At 43.0% G+C, this 15,751-nt stretch carries 12 protein-coding genes and 1 pseudogene; 9 read left to right on the top strand and 4 right to left on the bottom strand.

What is annotated here, in order from left to right; all coding sequences use genetic code 11:
* Positions 1 to 197 precede the first annotated feature (197 nt).
* From ACP45E_RS06515 to rsmF, 3 genes are all read left to right on the top strand, one after another.
* A complete protein-coding gene (locus tag ACP45E_RS06515; protein WP_017041217.1) occupies positions 198 to 1,445 on the top strand; it encodes a paraquat-inducible protein A in 1,248 nt (415 codons plus the stop codon).
* Positions 1,438 to 4,068 carry a PqiB family protein gene (locus ACP45E_RS06510; RefSeq protein ID WP_017038614.1) on the top strand — a complete coding sequence of 877 codons (2,631 nt, stop codon included), beginning with the start codon at positions 1,438 to 1,440 and terminating at the stop codon, positions 4,066 to 4,068. The genes ACP45E_RS06515 and ACP45E_RS06510 overlap by 8 nt, the downstream gene beginning before the upstream one ends.
* Positions 4,069 to 4,240: 172 nt before the next feature.
* Positions 4,241 to 5,665 (top strand): 16S rRNA (cytosine(1407)-C(5))-methyltransferase RsmF, encoded by a 1,425-nt coding sequence (gene rsmF / locus ACP45E_RS06505; protein ID WP_017038615.1) that lies wholly within the window; start codon positions 4,241 to 4,243, stop codon positions 5,663 to 5,665.
* A gap of 263 nt (positions 5,666 to 5,928) precedes the next feature.
* On the opposite strand, the gene ACP45E_RS06500 is transcribed toward rsmF, so the two are convergent.
* A complete protein-coding gene (locus ACP45E_RS06500) occupies positions 5,929 to 6,765 on the bottom strand; it encodes a CvfB family protein (RefSeq protein ID WP_017034240.1) in 837 nt (278 codons plus the stop codon).
* A gap of 101 nt (positions 6,766 to 6,866) precedes the next feature.
* Here ACP45E_RS06500 and ACP45E_RS06495 point away from each other — a divergent pair, with 101 nt between their 5' ends.
* Positions 6,867 to 8,234 carry a hypothetical protein gene (locus ACP45E_RS06495; RefSeq protein WP_017034238.1) on the top strand — a complete coding sequence of 456 codons (1,368 nt, stop codon included), beginning with the start codon at positions 6,867 to 6,869 and terminating at the stop codon, positions 8,232 to 8,234.
* On the opposite strand, the gene ACP45E_RS06490 is transcribed toward ACP45E_RS06495, so the two are convergent.
* Together ACP45E_RS06490 and ACP45E_RS06485 are read right to left on the bottom strand one after the other, a co-directional pair.
* The gene (locus ACP45E_RS06490; protein WP_017034237.1) at positions 8,231 to 8,704 is read right to left on the bottom strand and encodes a DUF4442 domain-containing protein; all 474 of its coding nucleotides are present in this window, start codon (positions 8,702 to 8,704) and stop codon (positions 8,231 to 8,233) included. The two genes, ACP45E_RS06495 and ACP45E_RS06490, sit on opposite strands and share 4 nt — an antisense overlap.
* 201 nt (positions 8,705 to 8,905) lie before the next feature.
* Complete coding sequence (locus tag ACP45E_RS06485) at positions 8,906 to 9,793, bottom strand: putative PEP-binding protein (protein WP_017038616.1); 888 nt, start codon at positions 9,791 to 9,793, stop codon at positions 8,906 to 8,908.
* Positions 9,794 to 10,028: 235 nt separating this feature from the next.
* Between ACP45E_RS06485 and ACP45E_RS06480 the strand changes: the two genes are divergently transcribed.
* Positions 10,029 to 11,078 carry a 3-deoxy-7-phosphoheptulonate synthase gene (locus ACP45E_RS06480; RefSeq protein ID WP_017038617.1) on the top strand — a complete coding sequence of 350 codons (1,050 nt, stop codon included), beginning with the start codon at positions 10,029 to 10,031 and terminating at the stop codon, positions 11,076 to 11,078.
* Between the two features lie 23 nt (positions 11,079 to 11,101).
* The gene (locus ACP45E_RS06475) at positions 11,102 to 11,587 is read left to right on the top strand and encodes a YajQ family cyclic di-GMP-binding protein (protein ID WP_017034234.1); all 486 of its coding nucleotides are present in this window, start codon (positions 11,102 to 11,104) and stop codon (positions 11,585 to 11,587) included.
* A gap of 153 nt (positions 11,588 to 11,740) precedes the next feature.
* Here ACP45E_RS06475 and ACP45E_RS06470 read toward each other — a convergent pair whose 3' ends face one another.
* Positions 11,741 to 12,685 (bottom strand): precorrin-2 dehydrogenase/sirohydrochlorin ferrochelatase family protein, encoded by a 945-nt coding sequence (locus tag ACP45E_RS06470; RefSeq protein WP_017038618.1) that lies wholly within the window; start codon positions 12,683 to 12,685, stop codon positions 11,741 to 11,743.
* 455 nt (positions 12,686 to 13,140) lie between these two features.
* Between ACP45E_RS06470 and ACP45E_RS06465 the strand changes: the two genes are divergently transcribed.
* The 3 genes and pseudogenes from ACP45E_RS06465 to ACP45E_RS06455 form a co-directional block, all read left to right on the top strand.
* The gene (locus ACP45E_RS06465; RefSeq protein ID WP_017034232.1) at positions 13,141 to 14,169 is read left to right on the top strand and encodes an amino acid ABC transporter substrate-binding protein; all 1,029 of its coding nucleotides are present in this window, start codon (positions 13,141 to 13,143) and stop codon (positions 14,167 to 14,169) included.
* Positions 14,170 to 14,286: 117 nt separating this feature from the next.
* A complete protein-coding gene (locus tag ACP45E_RS06460; RefSeq protein WP_017034231.1) occupies positions 14,287 to 15,483 on the top strand; it encodes an amino acid ABC transporter permease in 1,197 nt (398 codons plus the stop codon).
* A gap of 1 nt (position 15,484) precedes the next feature.
* Positions 15,485 to 15,751: pseudogene (locus tag ACP45E_RS06455) on the top strand (amino acid ABC transporter permease); the annotation flags it as partial.

Below are 15,751 nucleotides of genomic sequence, written 5' to 3'. Positions count from 1 at the left end.
CTAATTTACGTACTTGAAGATGGTCAAGTCAGTCAAACCGGTACTCACGGTGAGCTTTTAACACAACAAGGGTTGTATCAAACACTGTATGGTACCGCACAAACCCACGCCACCTTGTGACCGCGTCACAATTTATTGTGCATTACGAACAAGGGAATAGCAATCAAGGAAATGATAATTAAGGAAATAGGCACAAAGTGGCATCGCTAACTGGACACCCTTCAGAACAAACGGACATTCGCCTCTGTCCAGGCTGTGAGCTGCCTGTCGACATTGTCCCTGTTAAACAAGGAAGCTCTGCTTATTGCCCAAGATGCGGTACCCGACTCTATCGGGGCGGAACCCCTTCGCTATCGGGCAATTTCGCCTTAGCGGTCACTTGTCTATTGTTGTTCATCCCTTCCCACTTTTTCGACTATATCAGCATTAGGCTCGTTGGCGTCATGATTCCAGCAACCCTACCTTCTGGTATTTTCCTTCTATTTGATGAAGGCTTTCCTTTGTTAGGGCTGTTGATTTTCTTTTGCAGTTCATTAGCGCCCCTTGCCGTCTGCTTATCCGTCGTTATGGCGCATGCAGCGACAGCATTTCGAATGTTTGGGTTACTGAAGTTTTCGCTTTCCGTGATTCAAGGATTAAAGCATTGGGTTATGATCGATGTGTTTCTCTTTAGCGTCGCAGTGTCATGTTTTAAGCTTCAAGACTATTCGGATATTCATGTGGGCCCAGGCCTTTTCGCTTTAATCTTACTGCAGCTTTTTACTGTGCTACTTTTGAGTAGAGTCAGTGTTAGACGCTACTGGGAAATATGGAAACAAGAAAAAACGTATGATTTTGCCGAGAAGACCATGCATTGCCACCATTGCCATTTGTCACAAGATGAATCAGAACAATGCATCCGATGCCATAAACCGATTTATCACCGTAAGCCAAAATCCATCCAAAAAACTTGGGCGTATTTGATCGCGGCCACCATCGCCCTATTTCCTGCTAATTTGGTCCCTATTTCCATTGTTATCACCAATGGATTGCTCCAAGAAGACACTATCATGTCCGGTGTTATTTCTTTGGTTGAAAGCGATATGTGGGGGATTGCTGCCATCATTTTTATCGCCAGTATCGTGGTTCCGATCGCAAAGATATTCGGTATCGCGTATTTATTATTGGCCATTCATTTCAAACGACGCATCTTTCACCGACAACGTATGATGATTTATTTTGCCGTAAAATGGATTGGCAAATGGTCGGTTCTCGATTTGTTCGTTATCTCCATCATGTTAACCTTGGTGGACAGAGGACAAATACTTAATTTCACCCCAGGATTCGGTGCTGTTGCTTTTGGTTTGGTTGTTGTTATGACGATGCTCGCAGCAGAAAGCTTAGACCCCAGATTAATATGGGACAATTTCCCAGAGTCAAAACGAAAAGAGTCAAATAATGAGTAATGGTTCAACACAACCCTCGTTTTCACCCAATGTTAAACGTAACAAAGGAATCTCTCCCCTTTGGCTACTCCCAATCCTAACGTTTGCTTTGGCGGGCTGGCTTGTCTTTAAATCCGTTCAGGATGCAGGGCAACGTATCCAAATTTATTTTTCTGATGCGCAAGGGTTGGTTTCCGGGCGAACCACCATCCGCTATCAAGGGCTTGAAGTCGGTATGGTGAGGGATATCAATCTCACTGAGGATTTAGAAAGCATTTATGTGGATGCCGATATCTACCCAGAAGCGACGAAGTTGTTGTCGAAAGAGACGCGTTTTTGGCTGGTTAAACCAACGGCTAGCCTAACGGGTGTGTCTGGTTTGGATGCGCTGGTATCGGGTAACTACATATCCATTTATCCAAGTGAGGCGTCAAGTGAAGAAGAAACAACGTTCACCGCTCTTGATCGCCCGCCTTCAGACCTGATGACTCATACTGGACTCAATATCCGACTCAAAGCCAGAGACTTAGGTGGAATTTCAATTGGCTCTCAAATTGTGTATAAAAAAATACCCATTGGTGAAGTCTACAATTATCAACTCGATGAAGCGTCTAAAAACGTCATCATCAAAGCGTCTATCCAAGATAATTATAGGCACATCATTACCAATGAAAGCCGTTTCTGGAATGTAAGTGGTGTGGGCGCCAATATCGACTTTCAAGGGGTCGATGTGAGACTGGAAAGCTTCAGTGCCCTACTCTCAGGTTCCATCGCCGTAGACTCACCGGATGGAGGGGAGCCCATCACTGAAACGACGGAGTTTAAGCTTTATAGAGATCTGAAAACCGCGGGCCGCGGAATACCCATTAAAATTGAATTACCCGATAACAGCGACATCAGTGCTTCTGGTGCACCTATCATGTATCGCGGTCTCGAAGTTGGGCAAATTACTCGCCTGCAACTGAGTGATGGGAGAGAAAAAATCATCGCATCAGCCGCTATTCAACCTGCTTTCAGTGATATGTTGACCACGAATACCGCATTCCTATTAGAAGAAGCGAAGGTCTCTTTAAGTGGTGTACAGAACATTGCCAACTTAGTGAAAGGGAACTACCTCTCGGTTGTACCTGAAGAAGGCAGCCGAGCTCGTAGCTTTACGGCAGTACGTAAAAACGAGTTTAATAAACTTCAATCCCGCTCTGTCACAATCAACCTTATTGCCGACCAATCTTTTGGTCTCGATGTGGGGGCCGGCATACTCTATAAAGGCATTGAAGTCGGCTCGATTACCCATGTTCAACTGGTGAACGACCGTGTCCACCTAGGTGCATTAATCGACAACAGTTATGCTCACCTTATTCGCGCTAATAACCGTTTTTATGTCACAGGAAGTGCGACGGCAGAGCTTACAGAATCTGGGCTTAATATTTCAGTTCCCCCTGCCAAGCAATTGTTAACGGGCTCCATTAGCTTTGTCAGTGAAGGAAAGAGTAGAGCGAACAAAAATTACACCTTGTACGCAAGCCAATCGCTCGCCGAACTTGCCAAATATAATTTGTCTGGTTCTAAAAGTATTACTCTGTTTGCAGAAGAGCTACCACCTATTTCAAAAGGCAGTCCACTCCTCTATCGAAACTTACAAGTTGGTAAAATCGCCGATTTCACGCTCATAGAAAACGGCATTAAAATTCAAGCCACCATTGAAAAACAGTACGAGCACTTGTTGACTCAGCAAACCGTGTTTTGGAATCGTTCCGGTGTTGAGATCGATGCTTCTCTTAGTGGTATAAACGTTAAGGCTGCCCCTTTAAAAACATTGATTCAAGGTGGTATCGCTTTTGATAACTTACCAGGTATAGAAAATAAGGTGAATGAGCACTGGAAACTCTACTCAGACTTTAACCAAGCACGAAAGTTTGGGCATGTGATCACATTAAAGACTGACGATTCCAATATCGTCACCCAAGGGACAACCCTAAAATATAATGGGATTAAAGTCGGTGAAGTCACTCAAGTGACTCCAGATTTTAATAACAAACAGATCGCGTTAAAGGCGAGAATATTACCTGAGTACTCACAGTATATCGCCCGAAATGGCAGTTATTTTTGGGTAGCTAAGCCTAAAGTCACCTTGTCTGGTGTTGAAAATATTGAAAGCATTCTAACGCCAACTATCCTAGTTCAGCCGGGGCAAGGGGACAAAACCAACCATTTCGAGCTCCAACCAACGCCAAAAGATCAGCCCGGGGTTATTTTTATTCTTCAAAGTGAAAAGCGTGGTTCCGTCTCAGTTGGAACGCCAGTGCTCTATCGCGACATGCCGGTTGGGCAAGTGGTTGACGTCCAACTTGGCGAGTTTGCTGACCGTATCATTTCCACAATACGTATCGATAGCCAATACGCTTACCTTGTTCGGTCGAACAGTGTGTTCTGGAATACGTCAGGTTTGGATGTATCTATCGGTCTCACCGGTGCCAATATTAAATCCGGCACCCTAGATAGCATATTGAATGGAGGCATCACGTTTGCAACGCCTGAAGGTAAGCAACTAGAACCTATCGCATCAGAAGAGCAGTCTTTCTTCTTATACCCTAGCCCAGAAGACAAATGGACTCGTTGGAGAACACCCATCCCTAAGCCATAAGGTCTAAGGTCTAAGGTCTAAGGTTTAAGGTCTTTAGCTCCCAGCTCTAAGCTCTCAGCAATGGCCGTAACTCATTCACTCTTTAAAAAAGCAGCGACATCGCTGCTTTTTCTATTCTTAAAAGGCGTAATTTAGTTATAATTCCGGCAACATTTTTATCCGAGCAATCTCTGTGCATTCTAATATTCAACTACCTGATGAGTTTCTACGCGAAATTGAGTCCATTCTTCCTTCATCACTTAACATGCAGGACTTTATTGACGCATGCAAACGCCCCTTACGGAAAAGTATTCGGGTAAATACACTGAAGGTAACCGTTTCAGAATTTAAGGAGCGAGCCGCCATCAAAGGTTGGGGCTTAGATCCAGTGCCTTGGTGTGAAGAAGGTTTTTGGATCACAGCCGATGAGTCTGCAGTCCCTCTGGGTAACTCAGCTGAGCATATGGCTGGTCTTTTTTACATCCAAGAAGCCAGCTCAATGATGCCCGTTACCGCTCTGTTCGACAACGCAAATATTGAATATCAATCCGTTCTCGACATGGCCGCAGCCCCTGGTTCAAAAACGACCCAAATTGCGGCGTTAATGAATAATAGTGGCATTTTGGTGGCCAATGAATATTCGGCTAGCCGAGTCAAAGTTCTGCACGCCAACATTGAGCGATGCGGAATAAAGAATACCGCCCTAAGTAATTTTGACGGCAAGGTGTTTGGTGGTTGGCTTCCTGAGCGATTTGATGCTGTTCTCATTGATGCCCCCTGCTCAGGTGAAGGAACCATTCGCAAAGATGCAGACGCGATGAAAAACTGGAGTTTAGCGTCGGTAAAAAGTATTGCCGACACGCAAAAAGAACTCATTGAAAGTGCTTTCCACGCCTTAAAGCCGAATGGCGTTCTTGTCTATTCAACATGTACATTGAGTACTTACGAAAACCAACAGGTTTGCCATCATTTAAAAGATACCTTTGGTGATCTGGTCGAGTTTGAACACTTAAATGCATTGTTCCCTAATGCCGATCTTGCGACCACTGAAGAAGGCTTTTTGCATATATTCCCACAGGTTTACGACTGTGAAGGATTTTTCGTCGCTCGCATCCGAAAAACCGGCCGTTCAGTTGCACCACAAGTCAAAAAGCGCATGGGGAAATTTCCGTTTGAAAAAGCGACTGAAAAAGTACAAATAGAGATTCAAAAAGAGCTTGAGGCATCCCTAAGCATTACACTGCCAAGTGATAGCTCAGTATGGCTTAGAGACAAAGATGTGTGGTTATTTCCAAATGCCTTAGAACCCATGATTGGTGAACTCCGCTTTTCTAGAATGGGTATCAAAATCGCAGAATCTCATAAAAAGGGCTACCGCTGGCAACACCAAGTCGCAACAACGCTCGCATTAGGTACAGAGGCCAACAGTGTCGTTCTTTCGACTGAGGAAGCTCGAGAGTGGTTTATGGGTCGAGACATTCGCCCAGATACCCCAGCAGGGAAAGGCGAAGTTATCGTAAAACTGGGGAACGATGTGATTGGATTAGGAAAATGGGTAGGAAATCGAGTCAAAAATGGACTTCCCCGTGAGCTCGTTCGAGATAAGAATCTCTTTTAGTACCAAAAAAACCTTTGAGAACCTAGTAAGATAGTATGAAATTCTAATGCACACGCATTTTATTACTATCTTGTACTATAATTTCCTTAAGTGATAAAACATGCTGACCCAATAAATCAAGTCGCTACGACTATTGAGAATAGGCGGTTATTGAGTCGCAGCCATTATTGAGTAAAAGTGATTAGCGTAGGCTCTGTATTAGAGTCTTTCCCCTAGGCCCAGAACAGGACGTTTTGGGCCCTTTTTTGCGTTGGATCTCGCTGCTATTTTACGAGTCGAATACCATCGCTATCGATCGTGATTTTACCTTGTTTATACAAACCACCAATCGTTTTCTTAAACGTACCTTTACTGGTTCTGAATGTGGTAAAAATCGCGTCAGGAGATGACTTGTCATTGAGCGGCAAAAAGCCTTCCTTTTTCTCAAGTAAGTCCAACACCTTCTGGCTCAGCTCATCCATCTTCGCCACGCCAATTTTTTGCAGCGACACATTTATCTTTCCATCATCTCTTACTGATTTAATGTAGCCTTTCAATTGCTTACCAACAAACAGTTTACCGAACACATCCGATGGAAAAATCATTCCCCAATGCTCACCGTTGATGATCGCTTTATAACCAAGATCACTGCGTTCTGCGATCAGTAAGTTCACTTGCTCATTAACGGTGTAACTTGCCGGTGTCTTATCCAGCAATTTATTGAACTTCGTTGTACCAACAATTCGACCCGATGCTTTATCTGAATAAACATACACCAAGATCTTAGACCCCTCGCGTAATGTCCCGCGCTGTTCACTGTATGGAACGAGCAAATCTTTCGCTGTCACACCCCAATTGACAAAAGCACCCGTACTGTTCACGCCAACAACGTCCATAAGACCCCATTCGCCAACTTGTGCGATCGGTGTTTCTGTGGTCGCAGCCAATTGATTTTCAGAGTCGAAATACAAAAATACATCGAGGTACTGGCCAACTTCTACCCCTTCAGGGAGGTGTTTTTTCGGTAATAGAGTCGTACCAAAATCATCAGCGTCTAAAAATACGCCAAAATCGGCCTTCCTTACTACTTCTAATCGGTTCACTTGACCAACATTAATCATTTTATCTGTCTCTTTTTAAATTTACGGAGATTATAACTAAACTCTGTTATCCTTTCGCTAGTTCTATTCATTAATTTTTCGATAAATTGCAGGAGCTCTATTTGGTCACCGTCGATAAACATGACGCTATTACTCTAAAAATCTCTCACGCCATGGCATTGACTAAGAAATCAGATCTCGATATCTACCTATTTGTGCCCGGTGAACTCGGCTTATCGCCAGAAGTACTTAGCGAGTCTGCCTACTATTACAGCTCGATTAATCAGAAAAGAACCTACTTTAGTGATAAAACACTGCTTCCTTTGGTGCATAGCCGACTTGCAAAACGGGGGCGATTGTCCACAACCCAATATCGAGTCAGTCTAAGTTTGTTTGCGTATCAGTATGTAATAGCGCTGGATAAAGCCGTAAGTGAGCTCAACAAGCACAACGTTGAAACCGTTAATGCCGATGATGTTGACGAAGTCATTGAGCTTGCTTTAGATATCCTTAAGCGGCTTCGAAGAGCCATTCCGTTTGAAGAGAGTTTAAAACGGTACTACGCCAATATCGATAATTACCTTTCTTGGTACACAGGGCAAAAATTCATGTCACTCGTCGCTCATATGCCGCGCGATGGTGACTATAAAACAGTGAAAGAACGTCTTATCACGATTGTGGAAAAAGAAACCGCACATCGAAAGCTCAACAACTATAACTCGAAGAAAGTTCGAGAAGATGCCACTCGAATGAGTAACAAGATGCGCCTTCTACGGCGTCTTATCGAGCACCCTATCGTTCTAAAAGAGAAAGTCACCTCGCTCGGAAAAAACATGAAGCGCGCAGTTAAGGGCATCGCCACTGGTCTCGTGATGGTCTTTGTTACCATTACTGCGATTGTTGCTCGTGATTACTGGGGTGAAATTACGGCTTCATTTATTGTGGCCATGTCTTTTATCTACGCACTTAGAGAAATTTTTAAAGACGACTTAAGAGACGTGCTTTGGCGTATCATTCGCAAAGGTAAAGCCAAGTGGCGTCGAAAATATATCGATCCCACCACGAATAAAGCCGTCGGACAAAAACATGAGTGGCTCGATTATACTGCCATGAACAAAATACCGGATCGAATCTCTCAGATACGGAAGAAGCGGGTTGTTCAACGTGAAGAGCAGATTCTTCATTATCGTTCCGAAACCGAAATGTCGACGTCGCGCTTTATGAGTGGTTATGAAGAGACCCGTGAAACGCTGCAGCTCAGTATGCGCAACTTAACGCGGTTAATGGATAAAGGTTCGAATAAGCTTTACCAACTCAATAATGGTCAGGTGACAAAAGAATCGGTAGAGAAAAGGCATTTACTCAACTTGATCGTCAAAGAAGACAATCATAACGATGAAGTACGTTATTATCGATGGAAAATCATTCTTAACCGAAGCAAAATCGTCGCCATTGAATCTATAGAACTTGACGACAAAGCCCCCAACTAGCGACGTTTTAGAGACAGCGTGAGATAAAAAATAGCCATTGGTTCATCCCCATGTAAGGTTGGACAAGTGGCTGTTATCTTCACTTCTTGATTAACTCGTTCACCACTGGAAATCGTTTCATCCAGCATTTTATCGATCAGTTCGCCATCGTCACAAAAGAAATGCACATCCGCCTCAGGGCGCTTTAAGAACTCACCTTTGACCGACTTAAACGCAAGTGAAACCTTTTCCCCTCGAGCTTGCGCTTTACTCATCGCCATGAAGCCACCAGCAACATCAGCACCAACACATAAAACACCAAAATACATGCTGTTAAGGTGGTTTTTGCTTCGTCTCTTTGTCGGGATTTTAACTTCAACACAATCGTCATCCAATTTCAAAATCTTCGGCCGTGATAACCAAATAAAAGGAACTTTGAAAAAGCCAAATAACGATAAATAGATGTTTGCCTTTTGAATTTTTGATAGCACAGTCATTTCCTTACAACTAGTCATCTGACCAGTTCACCTAGATTGCATTGATTTGTCAATGCTGGTGGCTTAATAAGTAGACAGTTAACAAAAAATCAACAAAAAAGACGCCAGGATCATAAGAACTTGGCGTCTTTTCAATCGACTTCAAACCCTGTGAATCACACAAGTGATGCACAGGTGGGGAAACAAAATAGAGAGTTACCCGGTAACAACAATTTCTAGCGCGTTGTTCTCTAATAAGTAATGATGAAGCTTTTTGTTTTCTTCAATAGCGTGAGCAATAAAAAGCAGTGGTTTCTTTGAGGTAGAAGCCCCTTTCACCATCATATCAATAAGTTGAACAACAGCTTCATTATCGACATCAAAACTGTTTTCTAACTTTTCTGATGTTCTATCAATACCAAGAGTAAACTGTGCCAAATTCTCCAAATGAATAGCGGCACCATCGAAGTAATGCAGTAATCGCTCAGCAAGTAACACAGAAGAAGGAACATCGACGCTAAACAGTACCTTCAAGCCGTTTAAGCCTCTTGGGAGGCCTTGTTCTGCCAATTTGTCTATGATGGTTGCAGCGTCAGCCAACGTTCGAACAAAAGGCACAATAATTTCTACATCAATGCCCTTTTCGCGTAATGATTTGATCACTTGGCACTCTAATGCAAAAGCAGAAGCATAAAAAGAGGAAGCAAAACGAATAACACCGCGGGCTCCAAGAGCAGGGTTAGCTTCCTTTTCTTCAATTTTGCCAGCAATTAGCGAACGAAAAGCATCACTGTCTCCACCACTCAAGCAAATACGTACATTAGTATGGGTTTCTTTAATTGCACTTTCTATCTGCGTACACAGGCTGGAAACAAAATGGTTCTGAACACTTTCCCCTGCCAATATTGCATCTAAAGAAGTCTGCTCTAGATCCGATAATGCATTATTACCATCGACTAATGAGGGATGGTAAAACACCTTGTCCATAATTAGTTCTGTAAGGGATACATAAATATGCTGTCCATTAGTCTGTAATTGTGAAGATGGAAATGCATCCCCTAGTGTGAGACCAGAAACTAAACTGTTGTTATTTGGAAGACTCATTACTGCTCCATGTCCTTTAACCGCTATTTTTTATCGAAAATACCTATTGCGTAGCGGTAATACAAGGAAAACATGACTTCGATTTTATAATCGAGAATGGTTCACAAGTTGGCCGATCAAAAATGCTTGTAGCGGATGAAACCTTATATATAAGAAAGAATAATGCGAAACGGTTTATTCCTAGAGCCAATTCCGTTATCTTTACCGCTTCGCAATTGAAGGGACAGGCAAGTACATGCCATTAAAAACAGATGAATTAAGAACCCAAGCATTGGGTCCAATGCCGACACCGGCAGAGCTTGGAAGCGCTCATCCCATTACAGAAGACGTTGCTAGCAAAATCGCTCATTCTCGTCGCCAGATAGAGAATATATTGACGGGTCAAGATGATCGTTTACTGGTTATTGTTGGGCCTTGCTCGGTACATGATACTGAAGCAGCACTAGACTACGCAGAAAAGCTAGCAAATATTCAGCAACAATACAGCAATGAACTGTTTATTGTTATGCGCACCTATTTTGAAAAGCCTAGAACCGTCGTCGGCTGGAAAGGTCTTATTACCGATCCGAACCTTGATGGTTCATACGCGTTGGAAGCTGGTTTAAACAAGGCGCGTAAGCTGCTGTTAGATATCAATAAGCTGGGCTTAGCAACCGCGACTGAGTTTCTAGACATGATAACCGGTCAGTACATTGCTGACTTAATTTCCTGGGGCGCGATTGGCGCTCGTACCACTGAGTCTCAAATTCACAGAGAAATGGCTTCTGCACTCTCTTGCCCAGTTGGATTTAAAAATGGCACCAACGGTAATGTAAAGATTGCCATTGATGCTATCCGCGCATCCAGTGCCTCTCACTATTTCTATTCACCAGACAAAAATGGCCGAATGACGGTGTATCGCACCAGTGGGAATCCATTTGGACATGTCATTTTACGTGGTGGCGACCAAGGCCCTAACTTTGATGCGCAGTCCGTAGAAAATGCGTGCGAACAGTTAGATGAATTCTCTTTACCGACTCGTTTGGTGGTTGATTTCAGCCATGCTAACTGTGAAAAACAGCACAGAAAGCAGCTGGATGTAGCCAAAGATATTTGTTCTCAAATCCAATCGGGTAAAAATCGTATCGCTGGCATCATGGCAGAAAGCTTCATCATTGAAGGTAATCAGCCAATGAAGGATCTGAATAACCTGACCTATGGTCAATCAATCACAGATCCTTGCCTAAGCTGGAACGACACTGAAACCATGCTTGATATGTTAGCCAGTGCGGTTAAAAAACGTTAAAAAATTCACATAAGGACAGAAACATGCCTTCTTTTGATATTATTTCCGAAATCGATACGGTTGAATTAAAAAATGCCGTAGATAACGCATCTAGAGAGCTAACGACTCGCTTTGACTTTCGTAACGTTACTGCCAGTTTTGAATTGCTAAAGGATGAAAACGTCAAACTCTCTACAGAGAGCGACTTTCAACTAAAGCAAATGCGCGACATCCTGCGTGGGCAACTCACCAAGCGTGGCATTGATCCTAGTGCTATGGAATCTCTAACCGCTGAGCAAACGGGTAAAAGCTGGCATCAGAATGTCTCTTTCAAGCAAGGCATCGATACCCCTGTAGCAAAGAAAATCGTTAAGGCTGTGAAGGATTCAAAAATAAAAGTGCAAGTTTCAATTCAAGGTGACAAAGTTCGTGTTAACGGTAAAAAACGCGACGATCTACAAGCTGTTATGGCCTTGGTTAAGAACGGCGAACTCGGCCAACCGTTCCAATTTGAAAACTTCCGCGACTAAACGTTGTTCGAAGCGCTCTTAACAGAGTCACTCAGCGTTATAGAAAAAAGCACGATGAAGACTGAAGTTTTTGTCTTCATCGTGCTTTTTAAAATGTGTTTTTTAAACCGTTTTTTCAGTAACCGGCTTCCACTCTGTAAGCGTGATTTCGTGCTAACAGGATTTAGCACTACCAGGAAGCAAAAATGGATCATTTTTCATCAGTAGAGCATATTCATGACTATTGTCGGAAATAAACACACACACTCGCTTACCCTGCTCTCTCGCAGCTTGCAGCTCATCGGCTAAATCGATAGGAGACTTAAAGCTAATTCGCTCTGCATCTCGTCGTGATAAATCGATAAAATCAAACGGGCAGTCCTGGTGATGCAAGACCAACTCAGATTGCTGCATATAGCGCATCGCTTTTAGTGTCAGCATCTCAACGTCATCGCCGTAACATATCCAAAAACAAAACCCATTGTCCTTTGTGCCTGACTCTAACTGCTCGTTATAATGATGCTCTAGCTGCTCTCGAGTCTTTGCCTCATTAACGGTAGAAGAGTTGAGAAACAGTTCCCAAAACTTTCTTCTTTGATCAACGGTCGGAAGGTATTCTTTTATTGAATTTCGTTTTGAAGCGGCAAAATCTGCTACGAGCGCTAAGTTGTGGGGTAACACCGTTTCTAAGGTTTCTCTGATATTACGAATCAATACAGGTGAGGCGCCTCCGCTCGATATGGCGATCTGAATACGCCCTCGGTTTACCATAGAAGGCGTTATAAAATCACAGTAAGGAAGATCATCGACCACGTTAACCATAATCCCCTGGCGCTTTGCATCCTTATGTACTTGGTGATTAAGCTCTGGGTTATCCGTTGTCGCCCATACTTGAACATACTCTTTCCGAATGCAATCAGATGAATAAAAATGCTGAAACCATTGGCATTTTTTATCCGTTACAAGCGCCTGAAGATAGTCGTCTATTTTAGGCGAGGTAATCGTAACGAGAGCCCCTGCTCTCAGGAGTGAATCAACTTTTCGACAAGCGACTTCACCACCACCGACAACCAAAACTGGTTTGTTATTTAAGTCCATAAAAAGTGGAAAATACTGCATTTCAATCCCTGAACTGGTTATTTCTCTGTTAGGTACATCCTACCAGAGTTGGGGCAACAATTTCATTACTTACCGTCTACGTATTTATTTTTAACCGAATTTAATGCGTTATGCAGTCTGTAATTCCAACCTTAGAGAAATATACATTTTTTTACACTTTGTTTACAGTTTACTTAACGGCGTTCGTTCTGTTGCTTTTATAAGGTGCGCTGTTGCACTATTTACAAGCTAGTAACATTTCGTCATTCTAACAACTGTTCGGTATTGTGATTCTCGTCAAATATCTTTTCACTATAAATATTTGAGAAAATACAAAACCTTACCTACGCTTAAAAATAGTTGATGCGAGTAGAATGAAAATTGCTATTTTTCAACTAAAAAATCAATAACAACATTTTTAGCACGTTGTATCAGGTGTCACCTGGTTTAACATGGATCATACAGGAAGGATACAAATGACAAATAAACTAACACTTCTTGCTTCTGTAGTAGCTGCATCGACTGCCCTAATGTCGACAACAGCTGCAGCTGCAGACAGCACTCTTGATAAAGTTACTAAACAAGGTTTTCTAACTTGTGGTGTCAGTACTGGTCTACCAGGGTTTTCTAACCCAAACTCGAAAGGTGAGTGGGAAGGGATTGATGTAGAATATTGTCAAGGACTTGCAGCCGCAGTTCTGGGCGACAAAACTAAAGTCAAGTATGTACCACTAACGGCTAAAGAACGCTTCACTGCTCTTCAATCAGGTGAAATCGATGTTCTATCACGTAACACAACATGGACACTTCACCGCGATACCGCGCTGGGTTTGAACTTTGTCGGTGTTAACTACTACGATGGTCAAGGTTTCATGGTTAAGAAAGACCTAGGTCTTACTAGCGCGAAAGAACTTGATGGCGCATCAGTATGTGTTCAATCAGGGACGACAACTGAACTAAACCTAGCGGATTACTTCCGTAACCAAGGTATGGCTTACAAGCCAGTTGTATTTGATACAGCAGCTCAAACATCAAAAGGCTTCGACGCAGGCCGTTGTGATGTTCTCACAACCGACCAATCTGGTCTTTACGCTCTTCGTTTAAACCTTCAGGATCCTTCTTCTGCGATGGTACTTCCTGAAATCATCTCTAAAGAGCCTCTAGGCCCTGTTGTTCGTCAAGATGACGACAAATGGTTTAACGTTGCTAAGTGGACTCTAAACGCAATGATTAACGCAGAAGAGTACGGCATTACCTCTCAAAATGCTGAGCAAATGCTTAAATCTACCGATCCAAACATCAAGCGTATCCTTGGTGTAGATGGCCCTAAAGGTAAAGCTCTTGGGATTCCAGATGATTGGGGTTACCAAGTCATTAAGCAAGTAGGTAACTACGGTGAGAGCTTTGAACGTACTGTTGGTACAGGCTCACCACTGCAGATTTCTCGAGGTGTTAATGCACTTTGGAACGCTGGCGGCTTTATGTACGCTCCACCAATCCGTTAATAACTATACAGAATGGGCGGTTTAGGCCGCCCTTTTGCTATTTAAAGTTTAACGTATAAAACGATTATGAAAATCAGTAAGTTTTATAATAAAAATGGATTTTGAGGTTATTGTTGTATGAAACCCAATCAAAGTACCGCGCCTTCCCCACAGGGAAAGAGTGCTAGCCTGCTCTACAATCCCACTTTTCGATCTGTCGTCTTCCAGATAGTTGCCGTATTGGCTTTGTTCTTTTTCATCTATACCATTGTCAACAACGCTCTCACTAACCTTGATGCTCGTGGAATTGCCACAGGTTTTGGGTTTTTAGAGCAAGAAGCTGGCTTCGGTATCGGTTTAACACTTATTGAATATGATGAAACGTTCTCATATGGCAGAACGTTCTTTGTTGGTTTACTTAACACCGCACTTGTTTCCGTTCTTGGTATCATACTAGCAACGGTTATCGGCTTTACCATGGGTATAGCAAGACTCTCTTCTAACTGGTTAGTGAGTCGCTTTGCTGCTGTGTATATCGAGATCTTTCGAAATATTCCGCTACTTTTACAGATCTTTTTTTGGTATTTCGCCGTTCTTCAAGCTTTACCTTCTGCTCGACAAAGCATGAGTTTAGGCGAAGCAATCTTTTTGAATGTTCGTGGGTTGTATTTCCCGGCTCCAATTTTTGAGCAAGGGAGTAACATTGTTATCGCTGCCTTTATCATTGGTATTATCGCGACATTTGCGATTAATATTTGGGCGAAAAATAGACAAAAGTTAACTGGCCAACAAACACCAATGGGGCGCATTGCCGCAGGACTTATCATTGGTATACCGTTGATTGTGTATGTTTTGATGGGCATGCCAATTTCTGCCGAGTACCCAGAGCTAAAAGGCTTTAACTTTAAAGGTGGCATCAGTATCATTCCTGAACTTGCCGCTCTAATGCTCGCATTAAGTATCTATACAGCCTCTTTCATTGCAGAAATTGTTCGATCGGGTATCAATGCCGTGAGCCACGGTCAAACTGAAGCCGCCATGTCACTTGGAATTCCACGAGCAAGAACTCTTAAGCTGGTTGTTATCCCTCAGGCTTTAAGAATTATCATTCCACCGCTAACGAGTCAGTACTTAAACCTGACTAAAAACTCATCACTAGCTATGGCTATTGGTTACCCAGATCTCGTCTCCGTTTTTGCGGGTACTACGCTAAACCAAACAGGACAGGCCATTGAAGTTATCGCAATGACAATGGGCGTTTACTTGACCTTAAGCTTGTTAACGTCGGCTTTGATGAATATATACAACCGCAAAGTTGCGTTGGTGGAGAGATAAGATGAGCATACATCAATTTCAACCTGACCTTCCGCCTCCAGGCAATACTGTTGGACCGGTCGGTTGGTTAAGAAAAAACCTATTTAATGGGCCAATAAACAGCGTTATCACGCTTGTTCTTGCCTATTTCTCTTTCTCACTTCTGTGGGTCATTGCAGACTGGGCAATTCTAAGCGCAGACTGGATCGGAACCACGCGTGATGCGTGTACCAGTGAAGGGGCTTGCTGGGTATTCATTAGTGTCCGTTGGGACCAGTTTATGTATGGA

Origin of the sequence: Vibrio genomosp. F10 str. 9ZD137, from assembly GCF_049974785.1 — a bacterium.
GTDB lineage: Bacteria > Pseudomonadota > Gammaproteobacteria > Enterobacterales > Vibrionaceae > Vibrio.
Note: the sequence above shows the minus strand (reverse complement) of the source record. Positions and strands in the feature narration are given on the sequence as shown.

What these genes read in the sequence shown, in the direction of transcription:
- ACP45E_RS06510 (WP_017038614.1), top strand. Translation starts at nt 1,438, where the DNA reads ATGAGTAATGGTTCAACACAACCCTCGTTTTCACCCAATGTTAAACGT.
- ACP45E_RS06500 (WP_017034240.1), bottom strand. Translation starts at nt 6,765, where the DNA reads ATGATTAATGTTGGTCAAGTGAACCGATTAGAAGTAGTAAGGAAGGCC.
- ACP45E_RS06485 (WP_017038616.1), bottom strand. Translation starts at nt 9,793, where the DNA reads ATGAGTCTTCCAAATAACAACAGTTTAGTTTCTGGTCTCACACTAGGG.
- ACP45E_RS06480 (WP_017038617.1), top strand. Translation starts at nt 10,029, where the DNA reads ATGCCATTAAAAACAGATGAATTAAGAACCCAAGCATTGGGTCCAATG.
- ACP45E_RS06475 (WP_017034234.1), top strand. Translation starts at nt 11,102, where the DNA reads ATGCCTTCTTTTGATATTATTTCCGAAATCGATACGGTTGAATTAAAA.
- ACP45E_RS06470 (WP_017038618.1), bottom strand. Translation starts at nt 12,685, where the DNA reads ATGCAGTATTTTCCACTTTTTATGGACTTAAATAACAAACCAGTTTTG.
- ACP45E_RS06465 (WP_017034232.1), top strand. Translation starts at nt 13,141, where the DNA reads ATGACAAATAAACTAACACTTCTTGCTTCTGTAGTAGCTGCATCGACT.
- ACP45E_RS06460 (WP_017034231.1), top strand. Translation starts at nt 14,287, where the DNA reads ATGAAACCCAATCAAAGTACCGCGCCTTCCCCACAGGGAAAGAGTGCT.